Source organism: Bradyrhizobium sp. HKCCYLS1011 (assembly GCF_051167795.1).
Lineage (GTDB): Bacteria > Pseudomonadota > Alphaproteobacteria > Rhizobiales > Xanthobacteraceae > Bradyrhizobium.
Window position 1 is genome coordinate 458,396 of sequence record NZ_JBNPTT010000004.1, and the last position, 13,712, is coordinate 472,107.

Sequence of the window (13,712 nt, forward strand, 5' to 3'; positions counted from 1 at the left end):
CATCAGAAGCTCTTTGACACGAACAGGAGGAGAGTGCCGAGCAGGCCCAGCATGAGGGCCGCACCGAGAAATTGGGGGACGCGAAAGACGCGCATTTTCGCCGTGGCTGTTTCGAACAGCGCGAGGAAAAAACCAGCAGTCGTGAGCTTAACGAGGTACGCGACAGCGCCGATGGCGTAGGACAAGGGGCCGGTACCGAAGACTGCTATCTTCCAGGGGAGGAACACGCACGCGATCAGCGAAATATAAAGCAACAGCTTGAGGGAGGCGCCAAATTCGATCATCGCAAGGTGACGTCCCGAATATTCGAGAACCATTGCTTCATGCACCATGGTGAGCTCCAGGTGCGTGGCGGGATTGTCGACTGGAATTCGCGCGTTCTCTGCGAGCGCGACCATGATGAGCGCGATCATCGCCATCCCTAGCGATACCCGTAAGCCGACATACGACGAGGCTATGAAATTTGCGACCGTCGAAAGTTGGGTCGAGCCGGCAACCAGCGCAATACAAAATACAAACAGCAGCATCGCTGGCTCCGCAAGCGCCGCAATCATCACTTCGCGGCTGGAGCCAATGCCACCAAAACTGGTGCCGACGTCCATCCCGGCGAGTGCAAGAAAGAAGCGCGCACTTCCGAGCAGCGCCACGATGGCAATCAGGTCCGCTGTCCAATTGAAGAGGAGGCCGGTGGCAAAGGTCGGCACCAGGGCGGCGGCAACCCAGATCGCGGCAAAGGTGACATAGGGCGTCACGCGGAACAGCCAGGAGGCGTTGTCCGCCAGCACGACTTCCTTGCGGAGCAATCGCAGGAGATCTCGATACGGTTGAATGACCGACGCCCCCTGGCGACGAAGCAAGCGAGCCTTGATCTTGCGTACAAAGCCGGTCAGCAGCGGCGCCAGCAGCAGCACAAGAAGCATCTGCACGCCTTGCACAAGAATGTCTGACATCACGACCATATCGCGAGAACCAGAAGGAGCGTGACGAGGGTGACAAAAACCAGGCTGAGATACCGGCGTATGGTCAAGAATTGCAGGCGATTGAGTTTATCGGATGAGAAGCCAACCGCGCCTGCTATTGGCTCATACATTCTCTCCCAGATCAGATCGTGCAGTTCGATTCGCAGCCGCGCCGGCTTGATATCTCCGGGGGGCGGCATCTCAACATGGTCGCGGGCATGGAACACGAGCGTACCGAAAACGCGGCGAATGGGCTGGGCGAAGCTTCCGCCCGAATATTGGGCCGCGGGCGTCGGATCGGAAAAGCCGCAGCCCCAGGCCGGGCCCCGCCGCAACGCACGGGAGGCAAAGCGATGAATAAAGACGACGGCCAACGAAGCGGAAATCGTGACAAACACCATCACGAGCAAGCCGTTGTATGAACTACGACTCTCCGCAATCGGCGCGATCGAAAGCCAGGGTTCGTTGGCCTGGACCGGCATGCGGCCACTGAGGATCTGTAGCGTGATCGGCGAAAGCGAGTCGATCACCAGCCCAGGAAGAATCCCGGCCAACAAGCAAAGCGCGGCGAGGATGAACATTGCTGAAAGCGAGTAGAGATCCACTTCCTCAGCGGTTTCCGCCGCCGCGCCGCGCGGCCGCCCGAGAAAGGTCACGCCGTATGCCTTAACGAAACACGCCGCGGCCAACGCAGCAGCCAAGGCCAATAGCGCACCGACCGCAGGCACCGTGATCTTCAGCGCCCATTGCGACAACTCAGGGCTCTGCAGCACGGCCTGGAACATGAGCCATTCCGAGACGAAGCCGTTGAAGGGCGGGAGCGCCGAGATCGCGACACATCCGACGAGAACGGCGAAGCTCGTAAGAGGCATGCGGTGAATGAGGCCGCCCAATTTATCCATGTCCCGCTCGCCCGTTGCGGTCAGGACGGCGCCGGCACCGAAGAAAAGCAGACTCTTGAAGAAGGAGTGATTGAGAACGTGAAACAACGCCGCAGTGAAGGCGAGCGCGGCCAGGAGTTTCAGCCCACTGGCCTGGAAGGCCAACGCAAGGCCGAGGCTTGCGAAGATGACGCCGACATTTTCGATCGTGCTGTAAGCGAGCAGGCGTTTGAGGTCCTTTTCCATCATGGCGTACAAAATTCCCATGACAGCGGTGACGCCGCCAAGGAAGAGGACGATAACGCTTGCCGGCCATAATGGCTGTCCCAGCAGATCGAACACGACGCGAATGAAGCCGTAGATCGCGACCTTGGTCATGACACCGCTCATCAGCGCGGAAACGTGGCTTGGAGCCGCGGGATGAGCGAGCGGCAGCCAGACATGCAACGGCACCAGGCCGGCCTTTGAACCGGCTCCGAGCAACATCAGGATCAACACCAACGTGGCCACGTACGGTGTATGTGGAGCCGCGCGAATGGCCGCAAATCCGTAATCGCCGGCCGGCCCCCCAAGCAGGCCGAAAGCCAGCAGCAGTGCGAGCGTGCCAAAGCTCGCCATCACCAGATAGACGTAGCCAGCCTTCGCGTTGCCCGCTTCACGGTGGTGCGCCATCACCAGCGCCCAAGAGACCAACGACATGAATTCCCAGCACAGCAGATAGGAAAACGCATCATCTGCCAGCACCACGAGATTCATGCCGGCCAGAAAGGCAGGGAAAAAGGGAAGCACACGGTGGGGCGCCGCCTCGTGGTGACCGTAGCCGAGGCCATAAAGGCTTGCCATTGCTCCTCCGAGGTTGACGACAACAAGGAAGAACGAGGCCAACGGGTCGAGGCGGAAATGCGAGCCAAGCCATGGCAATCCGATCGGGAGGGTCAGATCGACAGCGTTCGCCGTGTCGCCAAGCAACCAGTGGATGGATCCAATCAACGCGATCGCAGACGCGGACAAGGTTGCGCTATAGATGATGGCGGTAGCGCTCTTTGAGCGACTCAGAAGGATTGCCAGAACGGCCGATCCAAGCAGCCCGCCAACACACAGCATTTGCAGAACGACAGCCGACATTACGTACGCACCTTCGCTCTGCTAGATGCTTTGTTTGCAGTCCGACTATCCAAATGGATTTTTGCCGAACCGGAATTGAGTTTCAGCCGCACCCCGCGTCCTTCGGCGTTACTGACAGCCCGCTCGTCGATCAACTCAATGCCGGCGGCGTCGAGCGCCGCAATTAGCTTCACCAGCGAATCGACATTGCCCCGGACCATTGCTCCACTAGCCTCCATACGCTGGATGGTTGGGACGGAAAGCCCGGACATTTCCGCGAGCCGCCGCTGATCGATACCGAGGAGCACCCTGGCCGCCCGCAATTGAGCCGCTGTGATCATCGGATTGTCCCGCCATCCAGATTCGAGCGAACGCTAAAACATCATCGCTGCATCATAATTATTCATGTTATATTGTCAATAAGTGATATCTAAAACATCTAATTCAAGTATCTCACGAGTTTGTCGACATTCGATCTTGGCGCGTCGAGGGACAGCATGACTTCGATACGTGCATACGAATTCGTCGATCACACGTTTGATGTGGTCGTTGTCGGTGTGAGGGGGCGATCTACGTGCCACCTAGGGCGCCCGTCGAGGCTGGCCCAACGGCTGCCTGCATCACAAAGGTGTTTCCGATACCCAGCCATACAGTCGCAGCCTAGGGCGGTGTTGCGGTCAGTCTGAAGACTGTTGGCAATCGCATATGTATGACTCCGTCAAAGGGTCAGAAAGGATCTGATTGGTCCCGGCGACTAGGGTGTGCCTCAGGTCTCTGGAACACGGTCGATGGTGCATCGTCTCGCCGTCTGGCGTACGTGGTCGCGACGACCGCAGACTCGTCGAACAATCACGAGCACAAGTCGAGAACCTGCGTCAGAAGCTGGAAGCAGAGCGAAATCGAAATCGGGCTGTTCGGAACGCGATCCAAAATGAGATCAACAAGCGCCATGAGCTCCTCGTTGATATCGAGCGGGATTACGCTAGTTGCGGCTCATTGGCGAAGGTGGCCACGGTTGTCGCGTTCGGTGCGAATTTCTTTTTCGAAATCGCCCGCTGCAAGCTCGGCCCTACGGCCTTCGAGGGGGTGGCTTACGAAACGAAGTTGATGATGGGGCGCGCTCCGGACGCTGGGGGGCGCGGCCCCGCGGCCTCCCCGCGAGGCGAGCCAAACCAACCTCGACCGCAAGTCGATACGTGCGATCGCATTCACTAGCCGGTCGATTTCCCGGTTCAATTGCCCAAGTTGCTGCTCGAGGCGCTGTCTTTTTGCATTTGATGCTATCGCGAGGCGCTTCCGCTCTTCGAGATATGTACGCACGTACTCCGAAATGACTTTCGGTGTTGGAGGAAAACAGGAGGACCGCCGCCGCTTCATGCAAATGAACCTGTGGTGCCATTGGCTCCGGACGGAAAGCGGGTGGTCCCGACGCCAAAAATGCGCGATCGAACTCCGTGCAAAGCAGATTGAAGCTCGGGACTCAACGAAGGAACGAAAATGACCGCGAGACCGCAATCGGTGTGCATTCAACCAGAGGCGGTTGTTGAGACGGATCCCCGCTGGACGCGCGTCCTGGCGCGTGACCGTTCGGCCGATGGACAATTCTGGTACTCGGTCGCAACGACCGGGATCTATTGCCGGCCGTCGTGTCCTTCGAGAGCCGCAAATCCGAGGAATGTCGGTCTTCACGGTTCGCTCGCCGAAGCGAAGGCAACCGGCTTTCGGCCGTGCAAGCGCTGCAATCCGGACGGTCCGTCTGCCGATGTCGAGAATGCCGCGATCGTCGCCAGGGCGTGCCGTTTGATCGAAGAGAGTGACGAAGTCCTGTCATTGAAGGGGCTCGCGCAGGCGGCAAATCTGAGCATTAGCTACTTCCATCGCTTGTTCAAGAGCGTTACGGGCCTTACGCCGAAGGATTATGCGGAAGGCCATCAGGCGTCCCGCGTTCGCGACAGGCTCGCCAGAGGGCATAGCGTGACGGAAGCGATGTACGATGCGGGATTCAACTCCAGTGGTCGCTTCTATGAAAAATCCAGGGACATGCTCGGCATGACGCCGACGCAGTATCGCGCCGGGGGCGCAAATGAAGACATCCGTTTCGCAGTCGGGCAATCCTCGCTCGGAGCCATATTGGTGGCGTCCAGCGACAAGGGCGTTGCCTCGATCCTGATCGGCGAAGATCCGGATGAACTTGTGCGCGATCTTCAGGATCGCTTTCCAAAGGCGCGGCTGATCGGCGCCGACAAGGACTATGAGTCGATGGTCGTTCGCGTCGTCGGCTTCGTGGAGGCGCCACGCATCGGCCTGAACCTCCCGCTCGACGTGCGCGGCACGGCGTTTCAGCGACGCGTGTGGCAAGCTCTGCAGGCTATCCCGGTTGGGCAAACCTCGTCCTATTCCAAAATCGCTCGCAGGATTGGAGCGCCGAAAGCCGTTCGCGCCGTAGCCAGCGCATGCGCCGCAAACAACATCGCTGTTGCGATTCCCTGTCACCGGGTCGTGCGCAATGACGGCGCGCTATCCGGTTACGCCTGGGGCGTCGAGCGTAAGCGCGAACTTGTCGCTCGTGAGGCAACTGAAGTGCGGTCGCGAGAAGGCCGCGCCGCCGTCCCGAGCGAGTCCTTCTCGAAGCGGTAGCCACGCGCGACCTTGTGCGGCGATGAGATGTGCGCGAGGCCGCGGCATCAGTCGGCGAGTCCTTCCCGATTTCAAAGCAAAAAGCGGAGTGCGACGCCGGCGGGATGACAGTACTCCCCGCGGCGTCCGTCGGAAAAAGCGCGGCTTGCGCCGTCGCAACCGACATCACGAGGAGCCTTTCAGCGTCCCCCGACAAAACAAGGGAGTTCACCATGAACATCTTGATGATCCTGACGTCAAACGACAAGCTCGGCGCTTCTGACAAGAAGACTGGAATCTGGCTCGAAGAATTCGCCGCACCCTACTATGCTTTCAAGGACGCTGGCGCCCACGTCACCTTGGCCTCCCCACTTGGCGGCCAGCCGCCTCTCGATCCCAGAAGCGATGCCCCGAACTTCCAGACGGAAGATACCCAACGGTTCCGTGCGGATAGAGCGGCCCAGGAGAACCTTGCCAGCACCGTTAAGTTGTCAAGCGTCTCCGCCGACGGCTTTGATGCGGTCTTTTGCGTTGGCGGTCACGGGGTGATATGGGACGTGGCCGAAGATGTTGCGTCCATCAGCTTGATCGAAACCATGTTCGCGGCGAACAAGCCCGTGTCAGCCCTCTGCCACGGGTCAGCTGTCTTCCGCCACACTAAGGCGCCGGACGGCACGCCGCTCGTTCGCGGGAAAAAGGTTGCCGGATTTACAAACGGGGAAGAAGCGGCGGTTGGGTTGACCGACGCGGTACCCTAGCTCGTCGAAGACATGCTCAAGCAGAACGGCGGCATCTACTCCAAGGCCGAGAATTTTCAATCCCACGTATTGACGGACGGGAATCTGGTGACGGGACAAAACCCCGCCTCTTCGAAGGGCGTGGCGGCCGCGGTGGTCAATTTGCTGTCGCTACCATCCCGATAAACCGGTCGCCCCGGGCGGGTGGCGATCCTGCGCGTATATAGACAAATGCAGGTCCGCCACCCGATCGGAGTTGTCCAATTGCGAATGTCAGAGATCGAAGAAATCGGTGTCCGTTTTCGTCATTGCAAGCCAATGGGTCACGCGAATGCGCGCTCGATGACAGGCTCGGCGTAGCAATCCAGACCGGCGAAGGCTGGACTGCTCCGTCGCTACAGCCCCTCGCAATGACGCCTCTTTTGATCAGTGCACAATTGAATATTGCCAAAGCCGCTACATGGTCCTGGATCGCTCGAGATCGGCGCCCTTGTATAGGGCCTCCGGTATTTGCGACAGGCGTGATGCATGGGCTTGTTGATCGGCGAGGCCATAGAACTTTTGAAAGCTCATGATCAGCGGCCGCCATTTATCGGGGTCGATCCTGTTCGGGTCGCCGTCGGCGAGGATGGAAGACTCGACAAAAACCCGCTGAATGCGCAATTCAAACAAGACGCGGCGGCCACGGCCCGCAGGATCGCACTCGGACATATTGTAGGTGCGCTCGACGACCGCTTCCATCTGGATCGGACATTCTCCAGCGCGCGGCGGATCGATGGTCTCGGACGCAATGGGGGTTAACCCCGCGATTCCGAACTTGTCCTTCTCGAAGCGGTAGCCACGCGCGACCTTGTGCGGCGGCAGGACGTTTGAGCCGGTCGTCAGCGCGATGCGGTCGACCGCCTCGACTTGCGCCTCGGACGGCAGATTGAGCACGCACTGGTTGGTGCGAATGATGTTCGCGACTGTCTTGGACGTCCGGTCGAGGCCGAGCACGCCGTGCCATCCGAGCCAGAACGCTGACGACATTGGCGCGAGATTCGCAGAACCGTCTTCGTTGCACGTACTGATCAACACCACCGGCGTGCCCACATAAAGTATCGGCGGCTCGCTCCTCAGCAACGTCGGCGCTGCAGCAAGTTTGGTATCCAGCATCGTGCCCCCTTCTGACGCGCGTCCTTCATGATCGCGCTCACAATTTCATCGGCACGATGCCTATCGGGCGAGAATCGCACAGGCACTCCGTTTATTGCTTTTGAATTGAATTGCCTTCCTCGCGTCATTGTCGGCCGTCGACAGAAAATTTGGATATCCCGGCAAGAAACGGAGCGTTGCTGCGACACCGCTTGTCTAGCGTCCGCACCGGAAGTTTGGTGCTTCCCGTGACAAATGGAAACTAGAGAGATCAAACATGTCGAAAGAAGATGACAACAAGGCGGTTGTCGGCCGCTGGTTCACCGAGTTCTGGGGTAAAACTGTCAACCTCGGTGTGGTCGACGAAATCGCAGCGCCCGACATGCTGCTGAAATACTCACTGCACGAACCCCGCCGCGGACGCGACGACATCAAGGCGTTCATGACCGATTTCCGCGCTGCATTTCCCGACCTGAACTTCTGGGGTATCGCGGACCTGATCGCCGAAGGCGATTACGTGGTCGGTCAGTGGGAAGGTGGCGGCACGCACACGGGCCCGGCGTTCGATGATTTACTGGCGGGCAGCCTCTCGCCGGCGAGCGGCCGCAAGATGCACTTCACGGGAACCACGATCTTGAAGGTCGTCAAGGGCAAGATTGTCGAAGAAATCGGACTTGATGATGGCGTGGCGGCGCTGACTCAACTCGGTCTCCTTTGGAACCTGACGACGCCTTCATGAGCGTATGGCTGATCCCGTCGGCTATGCACCGACCGCCCGTAAAGTGTGAAGCAGTATTCCTCGGAGTGCTGCTTCATGATACCTGAAGACAACAATCGACGGCCACGCGATCTGAGCAAGCGGCGCCTTCCGGAGACTACTTGGTGTCCTCTACTCTCATGTCAGGCTTCCCTTCAGCCGCAGCCGATCTGGTGACCCTGGCGAATTGGCGCGTCGCTCCGTACAGCAAATGGGCATTTCAGCATATGCGAGAAATCGTGCCGTCAGCGGATATTCCGAACGCGCCCGGCGATGTCTGGAAGCTGGCATCGGAGCCGAAGGATTTCTCTTCGTTTGGTTTCGAGCACGGCGGGAGGCGGTATAGCCTGGATCAATTCCTGGGCAATACCGACACCGACGGCCTCGTCATCTTGCAGCGGGGCAAGGTCATCTTCGAGCACTATGACAATGAAAGCGATGGGTCGTGAAGAATCCTGCACTTCTTGGTTTTAACGAATGCACCGTCTGGTTCGACGAGATCGCCGCTATTTGCTTTCAAGAAAGCGGCTGCGTTTCCGGGAACATATCAACGATCTTGTTGGTCATGCCGTTCACGATCAACACTGGTCCTTCATCTTCACGTACATGTAGTCGCGCAGTTTGGGCATTTGCGATAGAACCGGCGATGGCAGCGATTGGGCCTTAACTCCTTTTGGAATCGTCGCGCCAACTGCAGGGCTAAAATCCTTGGCAGATTTGGTGGCTGCTAGCCGGAATTCGATCTCGTTGTGTTCAGTTAGCACGGCCTTGCGAATCTGCTCGCGCTGCATGTTCGTGAGATTGAGTTTCGGCAGCGAAGGATTCTGCGGCACCTTTGTGCCGTTGCTCAGTTCAACCGCGCCCTGTGCATTCTGTTGCGCCAGCGAAAGCGCGGTGCCGCCGAGCATGATCGCCAGTGCGGCGATGATGGCGGAGGCTCTCATGGATTTCCCTTCTCTGAACATTCAGCCCTTAAACGAACAGGTTGTTCGTCCGTTCAGAGCATCAGGCGTGCCGATCCGAGCTGTCCTGCAGCGCCCCGGGGGTTGCTCGCTTTATGAGAGGCACGAGCTTTGCCATCCGGCGCTGTCGCAGCCGACGCGCAGGTTCCAAATCCGGAACCTGACCAATCCTTGAGTGCGAGAATCTCAAGAGGTGTGAGGTTGCTCACAACTCCACGTCGCGGATCGCACTAATCAAATGACTGCAAGAGGTTGCTGTGTTTGAAGCAACAGGAGATTTCCATGAAGCTTTTGATTATCTCTATAATCGCAGCCATCGGTCTGCTTGCCGTCGTGACCGGTAGCCCGCGCTCACACACCGTGTCGACAGTCGGGCGTGCCGGAACAGGAAGCACGTCGACATTGCACAGCATGCAAAGCGGTCGCGGCGCAGAAAAACTCCCGGTTGACGAATTTGATGATCGGTCATTGGTCTTTCCGCGAGAACCGAAGCGCTAACCAAATCGGTCGCGCTTATCGCCAAGGCTCGCACCATAGGGCCGCTTGAAAGAGGCTTCGAGGTTGGAGGAGAGAGCTTAGTCGAGCGGCGAACGTTACGGACCCAGAAAAACGGTCTGGATGGTGCGGTCGCTCCCCAACAGACCAAGCGATTCCAGCTCACCTCGATGAGCATCGACTTCCAAAATGGCCAAGAGAAGCGCCAGCACGACCGCGGTATAGACGAGGGACGGTGAGGCTCTGGCGGCCACAGCGTCACGATGTGGCGAAATCGCATCGCGAAATGTTCGCCACAAGGAGATGAGATGCAGATACGTTTTAGGTCGTATTTGCATGCCGTCATCCTTGACGGGTTATGATCAAGCATAGGATTAGGCTATGCCTGGTTCAAGACGATAACACCTGTTGCGGCATTGAGTAGCAGATGGCATTCCCTTCCTGCGGTGCAGCCGGGCAACGGCTTCAATCGTTGACAAGACCGACTGAGCGCAAATACCCGGTGTAACCGCCGATGATATGTCCGGACCGCCTGTAAGCCGCAGATGAATCGGATCCCAGGTCTCAGCACAAGTCTCCGCATCGTTGCAGCTACGATGGCAATGCATTTGGCGTCGGCGCGTGCGCAGCTGGCAGGTCACGGCGGGCCCGTGCGGGCCATCGCGATTTCCAGTGATAGCGACAGCCTTCTGTCGGGCAGCTTCGACACCGCCGCCATCCGATGGTCGCTCAAGACCGAAGCCGCTGAGCAGGTCCTTCGATTTCACTCTGATGCCGTGAACGCGGTTGCCTTCCTGAAGGATGGGCGAATGGCGACCGCCGGCGCGGATGCAAAGGTAGCGGTCTGGACGTTCGGCCGGCAACAGCCGGTCCGGGTTTTCGAAGGCCACACCGCGCCGATCGTTTCACTCGCTGTCTCGCCGGATGGCGCAAAATTGGCATCTGCCTCCTGGGACCATACGGTTCGCATCTGGTCGCTCGGCGACGGCGCGCAGCAGGTGCTGGAAGGGCATTCGCAAAACGTCAACGGCGTCGCATTCACACCGGATGGACGATCGCTGGTGAGCGTGGGTTACGATCGTGAGCTGCGGATCTGGTCACTTGTGGGCGGCACCCCAAGCGTCATCATGCTGGCTTCACCGCTCAACGCCGTGGCGGTCGCGCCGGACGGCGAGATCGTGACGGGTGGTGCAGACGGAAAGCTGCGCTTTCTGACGTCGGCGGGCCAGCAAAGCACCGAGGTGCAGGCCGGCCGGACGCCCATTGTCGCGCTGGCGATCTCTTCGGACGGCACGTCGGTTGCTGCTGCAGGAATGGGCGGTGGCGTGGCGGTCATCGACCGAAAATCGCGAAGCGTCGAGCGAACGCTGGTCGATCCAGACCCGCCTGTGTGGTCGGTTGCTTTCTTGGCGGACAACGCAACGCTGCTGACGGGCGGCGCCGACGGCAAGATCCGGCGTTGGAACGCGCGGACCGGCGATCCCATTGGCTCATCGTTGCAAGCCACGTCGCGCGATCCGCTTGCCGCCTATGCCGGAGATCACGGCGCCGAGGTGTTCAGGGCGTGTGTAGCCTGTCACACCCTGTCGGAGAACGACGCGCAACGCGCCGGCCCCACGCTTGCGGGCCTGTACGGCCGCAGGATTGCGTCGCTACCCGGCTATCGCTTCTCCGACGCGTTGAAGCGGATGGACATCGTGTGGACGCCCGAGACGGTGTCAAAACTATTTGAGCTCGGTCCAAACACCTATACGCCCGGGACAAAAATGCCGGAACAGCGGATTGGATCGGCGGAGGATCGCAAGGCGCTCACGGACTTTCTGGCGCGTGCGACGTCGAAATAACGTGTGGCTTCACCCGCGGGTTTGTCGAGCCAAAATTCCAACCGAGCTGTCGGACCCTGCTAGTCATCGTCTTCGCGGTGACGCAAATAATCCTCGGTCGTGCGCGGCGGCGCGCGTTCAGGAACGCCCTTGAACGGATCGAATTCTTGCTCGCTCATGGCGATCACGCGGCAATCTGCACACATTCTCACCACGTCAAGCCGCTTGTCGCCCGCTGGATACATCCAGTGCCGTCCTTCGAGCTTCGCGGCAATCTTGTCGATCGTGCTTTTCACGCCGAACGGCTTGTTGCAGCGGATACAAAGCGCCGGCGCCTCTTCCTTGATGATCCGCGGCGCTGCCCTGGCTGCACCAAAATCGATCTGTGGCTTTAATGTAATGACCTTTTCCGGACAGGTGCTCTGGCATAATCCGCACTGCACGCAGGCGTCTTCGACGAATTTGAGCACGGGACGTTCGGGATCGTCGCGGAGCGCGCCAGTGGGGCAGGCCGAGACGCAGGACAGGCACAGGGTGCACCCATCGACATTGATGCTGACCGCACCGAGTGGTGCGCCTTCAGGCAGAGCGATCACGTCGGTCGGCGCAGGCGCGACGCGGTGCAGTTCGTGAAGAGCGAGCCGGAGCAGGTCGCGCCGCTTGCCGAATGTTTTGAAGGTTGCGGGACGCTCCGCGGCCGGCGCGGGTTCGACCGCCCACAGCAGGTCCCCCAACACATCTGGATCGTCTGTTTCGATTGTCGAGACGCGTCGCCCGGCGAATCCGAGCCCGCAAATAATGGCATCAGCCATCGCTATGGTTTGGGAAAGACAGGCGACATCGTGAAGCGGTTTTGCCCGCAGAAGAAAACGGATTCTCGATGCACCATAGGCAAAGGACGCTGCGATCGCTTCGAGTCCAACCTGCGTCACCTCATTGACGGCAAACGGCAGCACATTGGCTGGAAGCCCATCGCCGTGGCGGGCGAGCGCATCGATCAGCGCGGTGCCGTGTTGGCCGTCGTGGAACAGCACAATGGCGTCTGAGCCGCCGGCCTCGCGGTAGGTCAAAAGCATCGCGCGCAATTTGTGCAACAGCGCGTCGGCCGGCGGCAGGGCATAAGTTGCTGCGCCCGTGGGACAGGCTGCGGCGCACCGGCCGCATCCGGCACAGACTTCCGCGTTGATTTTGACGTGGTCGCCATTCGGCGTGATCGCTCCGGTCGGACATAGATCCAGGCAGCGATGGCAACCCGTCAGCTTCGATCGCGAATGGACGCAGATATCTGCGGTGAAATTGACGTATTTGGGTTTGTCGAAGCTGCCGACAAGGTCACGCGCCCTGAGCACCGCGCGCAGCATAACGGCCGGATCTTGCGGGTCGGCGCGCAGATAGCCATCGCGCAAATCATGCGCGGGGAAAAGCGGCGTTCCGCCGGAGAGATCGAGGACGATATCGCAGCGCGAGGTCAGGCCGCTGCGCGGAGCTTCGAAGACAAGCGCGTCGCGCGAGGAGGGGCGGGGAGTGCCGTAGTCGTCGACCGTCAACTCGAAGGCCCCCAAATGGCCCCTGGCGTTGCGTATCGTGCCCTGGACGATCGGGAAGGATGTCGTTGCCGGCGGCATGATTTGCGACGGCTTCGTGATCATGACGGTCACGTCCAGATGCTCGGCAAGCAGTCGGCCGGCTTCGATCGCAACTTCGTCGCGGCCATAAACCAGTATCACCCCTTCGCTCGATAGCGTGACGAACGGAAAAGCAGGCGCGGCCTCGGACGTGGCTGCGAGCAGCGCGGCCATTTTTGGGCCCGCCTTCGTTCCCTCCGTCGACCAGCCGGCCGCCTCGCGAAGATTGACGAATTCCGTTTTGCCGGAACGCCCTTTCGCCTCGTCGCCAAACAGCGGGGCTTCTTGGGTGCAGCCGACGATGAGCGCTCCGTTCGCCTTTGCGGCGTTGCGGAAATCATCAAGCTCGGCGCGGCAGAGCTGACGGAACTCGGCGATTTCGCTTTTGCGGCATCCTCGTCTGATGGCGCCCGTATCGAGGCGCATCGTGTCTTCGCACGAGCAAATCAGGATCGTTTTCGGCGGTTCGGACATGCGCCGGTGCTCACCTCCCGAAAGGCAGGGAACGACCGCGAGTGGACTCGCATCGGCCCTTCTGCTCGATTAAGTTATTCTCACGAGAGAGGAAAAGGAAGCTGGAGGTCCGACTGAAACCGGCAGCCCCCAGGCGCTCGGCCGT

11 protein-coding genes and 1 pseudogene are annotated in these 13,712 nt (G+C 59.7%); 6 read left to right on the forward strand and 6 right to left on the reverse strand.

The features are described from left to right. Positions 1-2: 2 nt before the first annotated feature. Genes ACQR1W_RS15205 through ACQR1W_RS15215 form a run of 3 tightly spaced genes read right to left on the reverse strand, consistent with a single transcriptional unit; the run spans position 3 to position 3,285 of the window. Entirely contained in the window at positions 3-959 is a 957-nt protein-coding gene (locus tag ACQR1W_RS15205; RefSeq protein ID WP_035983364.1) for a respiratory chain complex I subunit 1 family protein, read from the reverse strand. Beyond that, a complete protein-coding gene (gene hyfB, locus ACQR1W_RS15210) occupies positions 950-2,965 on the reverse strand; it encodes a hydrogenase 4 subunit B (RefSeq protein ID WP_434851516.1) in 2,016 nt (671 codons plus the stop codon). The genes ACQR1W_RS15205 and hyfB overlap by 10 nt, the downstream gene beginning before the upstream one ends. Continuing rightward, positions 2,965-3,285 carry a helix-turn-helix domain-containing protein gene (locus tag ACQR1W_RS15215; protein ID WP_008973136.1) on the reverse strand — a complete coding sequence of 107 codons (321 nt, stop codon included), beginning with the start codon at positions 3,283-3,285 and terminating at the stop codon, positions 2,965-2,967. Before ACQR1W_RS15215 ends, hyfB begins: the two co-directional genes overlap by 1 nt. Before the next feature lie 1,156 nt (positions 3,286-4,441). On the opposite strand from ACQR1W_RS15215, the gene ada reads away from it, so the two are divergent. Together ada and ACQR1W_RS15225 are read left to right on the forward strand one after the other, a co-directional pair. Next, positions 4,442-5,581 carry a bifunctional DNA-binding transcriptional regulator/O6-methylguanine-DNA methyltransferase Ada gene (gene ada, locus ACQR1W_RS15220; RefSeq protein ID WP_434851517.1) on the forward strand — a complete coding sequence of 380 codons (1,140 nt, stop codon included), beginning with the start codon at positions 4,442-4,444 and terminating at the stop codon, positions 5,579-5,581. A 212-nt stretch (positions 5,582-5,793) separates the two neighbouring features. Then, positions 5,794-6,483: pseudogene (locus tag ACQR1W_RS15225) on the forward strand (type 1 glutamine amidotransferase domain-containing protein). A gap of 270 nt (positions 6,484-6,753) precedes the next feature. On the opposite strand, the gene ACQR1W_RS15230 reads toward ACQR1W_RS15225, so the two are convergent. Beyond that, positions 6,754-7,389: a flavin reductase family protein gene (locus tag ACQR1W_RS15230; RefSeq protein WP_434851518.1), complete on the reverse strand. Its 636-nt coding sequence runs from the start codon at positions 7,387-7,389 to the stop codon at positions 6,754-6,756. A 319-nt stretch (positions 7,390-7,708) separates the two neighbouring features. On the opposite strand from ACQR1W_RS15230, the gene ACQR1W_RS15235 reads away from it, so the two are divergent. Both ACQR1W_RS15235 and ACQR1W_RS15240 read left to right on the forward strand, forming a co-directional pair. After that, complete coding sequence (locus ACQR1W_RS15235) at positions 7,709-8,170, forward strand: ester cyclase (RefSeq protein ID WP_434851519.1); 462 nt, start codon at positions 7,709-7,711, stop codon at positions 8,168-8,170. A gap of 158 nt (positions 8,171-8,328) precedes the next feature. Beyond that, complete coding sequence (locus ACQR1W_RS15240) at positions 8,329-8,637, forward strand: hypothetical protein (RefSeq protein ID WP_434851520.1); 309 nt, start codon at positions 8,329-8,331, stop codon at positions 8,635-8,637. A gap of 129 nt (positions 8,638-8,766) precedes the next feature. Here the strand turns inward: ACQR1W_RS15240 and ACQR1W_RS15245 are convergent, their stop codons facing one another. Further along, complete coding sequence (locus ACQR1W_RS15245) at positions 8,767-9,132, reverse strand: hypothetical protein (RefSeq protein ID WP_434851521.1); 366 nt, start codon at positions 9,130-9,132, stop codon at positions 8,767-8,769. Positions 9,133-9,432: 300 nt separating this feature from the next. On the opposite strand from ACQR1W_RS15245, the gene ACQR1W_RS15250 reads away from it, so the two are divergent. After that, the gene (locus ACQR1W_RS15250; protein WP_434851522.1) at positions 9,433-9,648 is read left to right on the forward strand and encodes a hypothetical protein; all 216 of its coding nucleotides are present in this window, start codon (positions 9,433-9,435) and stop codon (positions 9,646-9,648) included. Positions 9,649-10,241: 593 nt separating this feature from the next. Further along, positions 10,242-11,489 (forward strand): c-type cytochrome, encoded by a 1,248-nt coding sequence (locus ACQR1W_RS15255; RefSeq protein ID WP_434851523.1) that lies wholly within the window; start codon positions 10,242-10,244, stop codon positions 11,487-11,489. A 59-nt stretch (positions 11,490-11,548) separates the two neighbouring features. On the opposite strand, the gene ACQR1W_RS15260 is transcribed toward ACQR1W_RS15255, so the two are convergent. Further along, positions 11,549-13,519 (reverse strand): 4Fe-4S binding protein, encoded by a 1,971-nt coding sequence (locus ACQR1W_RS15260; protein ID WP_434851847.1) that lies wholly within the window; start codon positions 13,517-13,519, stop codon positions 11,549-11,551. Between the last annotated feature and the right edge of the window lie 193 nt (positions 13,520-13,712).

Bases quoted from the DNA above. Each gene is read 5' to 3' on its own strand.
- ACQR1W_RS15205 (WP_035983364.1), bottom strand. From the start codon at position 959: ATGGTCGTGATGTCAGACATTCTTGTGCAAGGCGTGCAGATGCTTCTT.
- hyfB (WP_434851516.1), bottom strand. From the start codon at position 2,965: ATGTCGGCTGTCGTTCTGCAAATGCTGTGTGTTGGCGGGCTGCTTGGA.
- ACQR1W_RS15215 (WP_008973136.1), bottom strand. From the start codon at position 3,285: ATGATCACAGCGGCTCAATTGCGGGCGGCCAGGGTGCTCCTCGGTATC.
- ada (WP_434851517.1), top strand. From the start codon at position 4,442: ATGACCGCGAGACCGCAATCGGTGTGCATTCAACCAGAGGCGGTTGTT.
- ACQR1W_RS15235 (WP_434851519.1), top strand. From the start codon at position 7,709: ATGTCGAAAGAAGATGACAACAAGGCGGTTGTCGGCCGCTGGTTCACC.
- ACQR1W_RS15240 (WP_434851520.1), top strand. From the start codon at position 8,329: ATGTCAGGCTTCCCTTCAGCCGCAGCCGATCTGGTGACCCTGGCGAAT.
- ACQR1W_RS15245 (WP_434851521.1), bottom strand. From the start codon at position 9,132: ATGAGAGCCTCCGCCATCATCGCCGCACTGGCGATCATGCTCGGCGGC.
- ACQR1W_RS15250 (WP_434851522.1), top strand. From the start codon at position 9,433: ATGAAGCTTTTGATTATCTCTATAATCGCAGCCATCGGTCTGCTTGCC.
- ACQR1W_RS15255 (WP_434851523.1), top strand. From the start codon at position 10,242: ATGGCAATGCATTTGGCGTCGGCGCGTGCGCAGCTGGCAGGTCACGGC.
- ACQR1W_RS15260 (WP_434851847.1), bottom strand. From the start codon at position 13,519: ATGCGCCTCGATACGGGCGCCATCAGACGAGGATGCCGCAAAAGCGAA.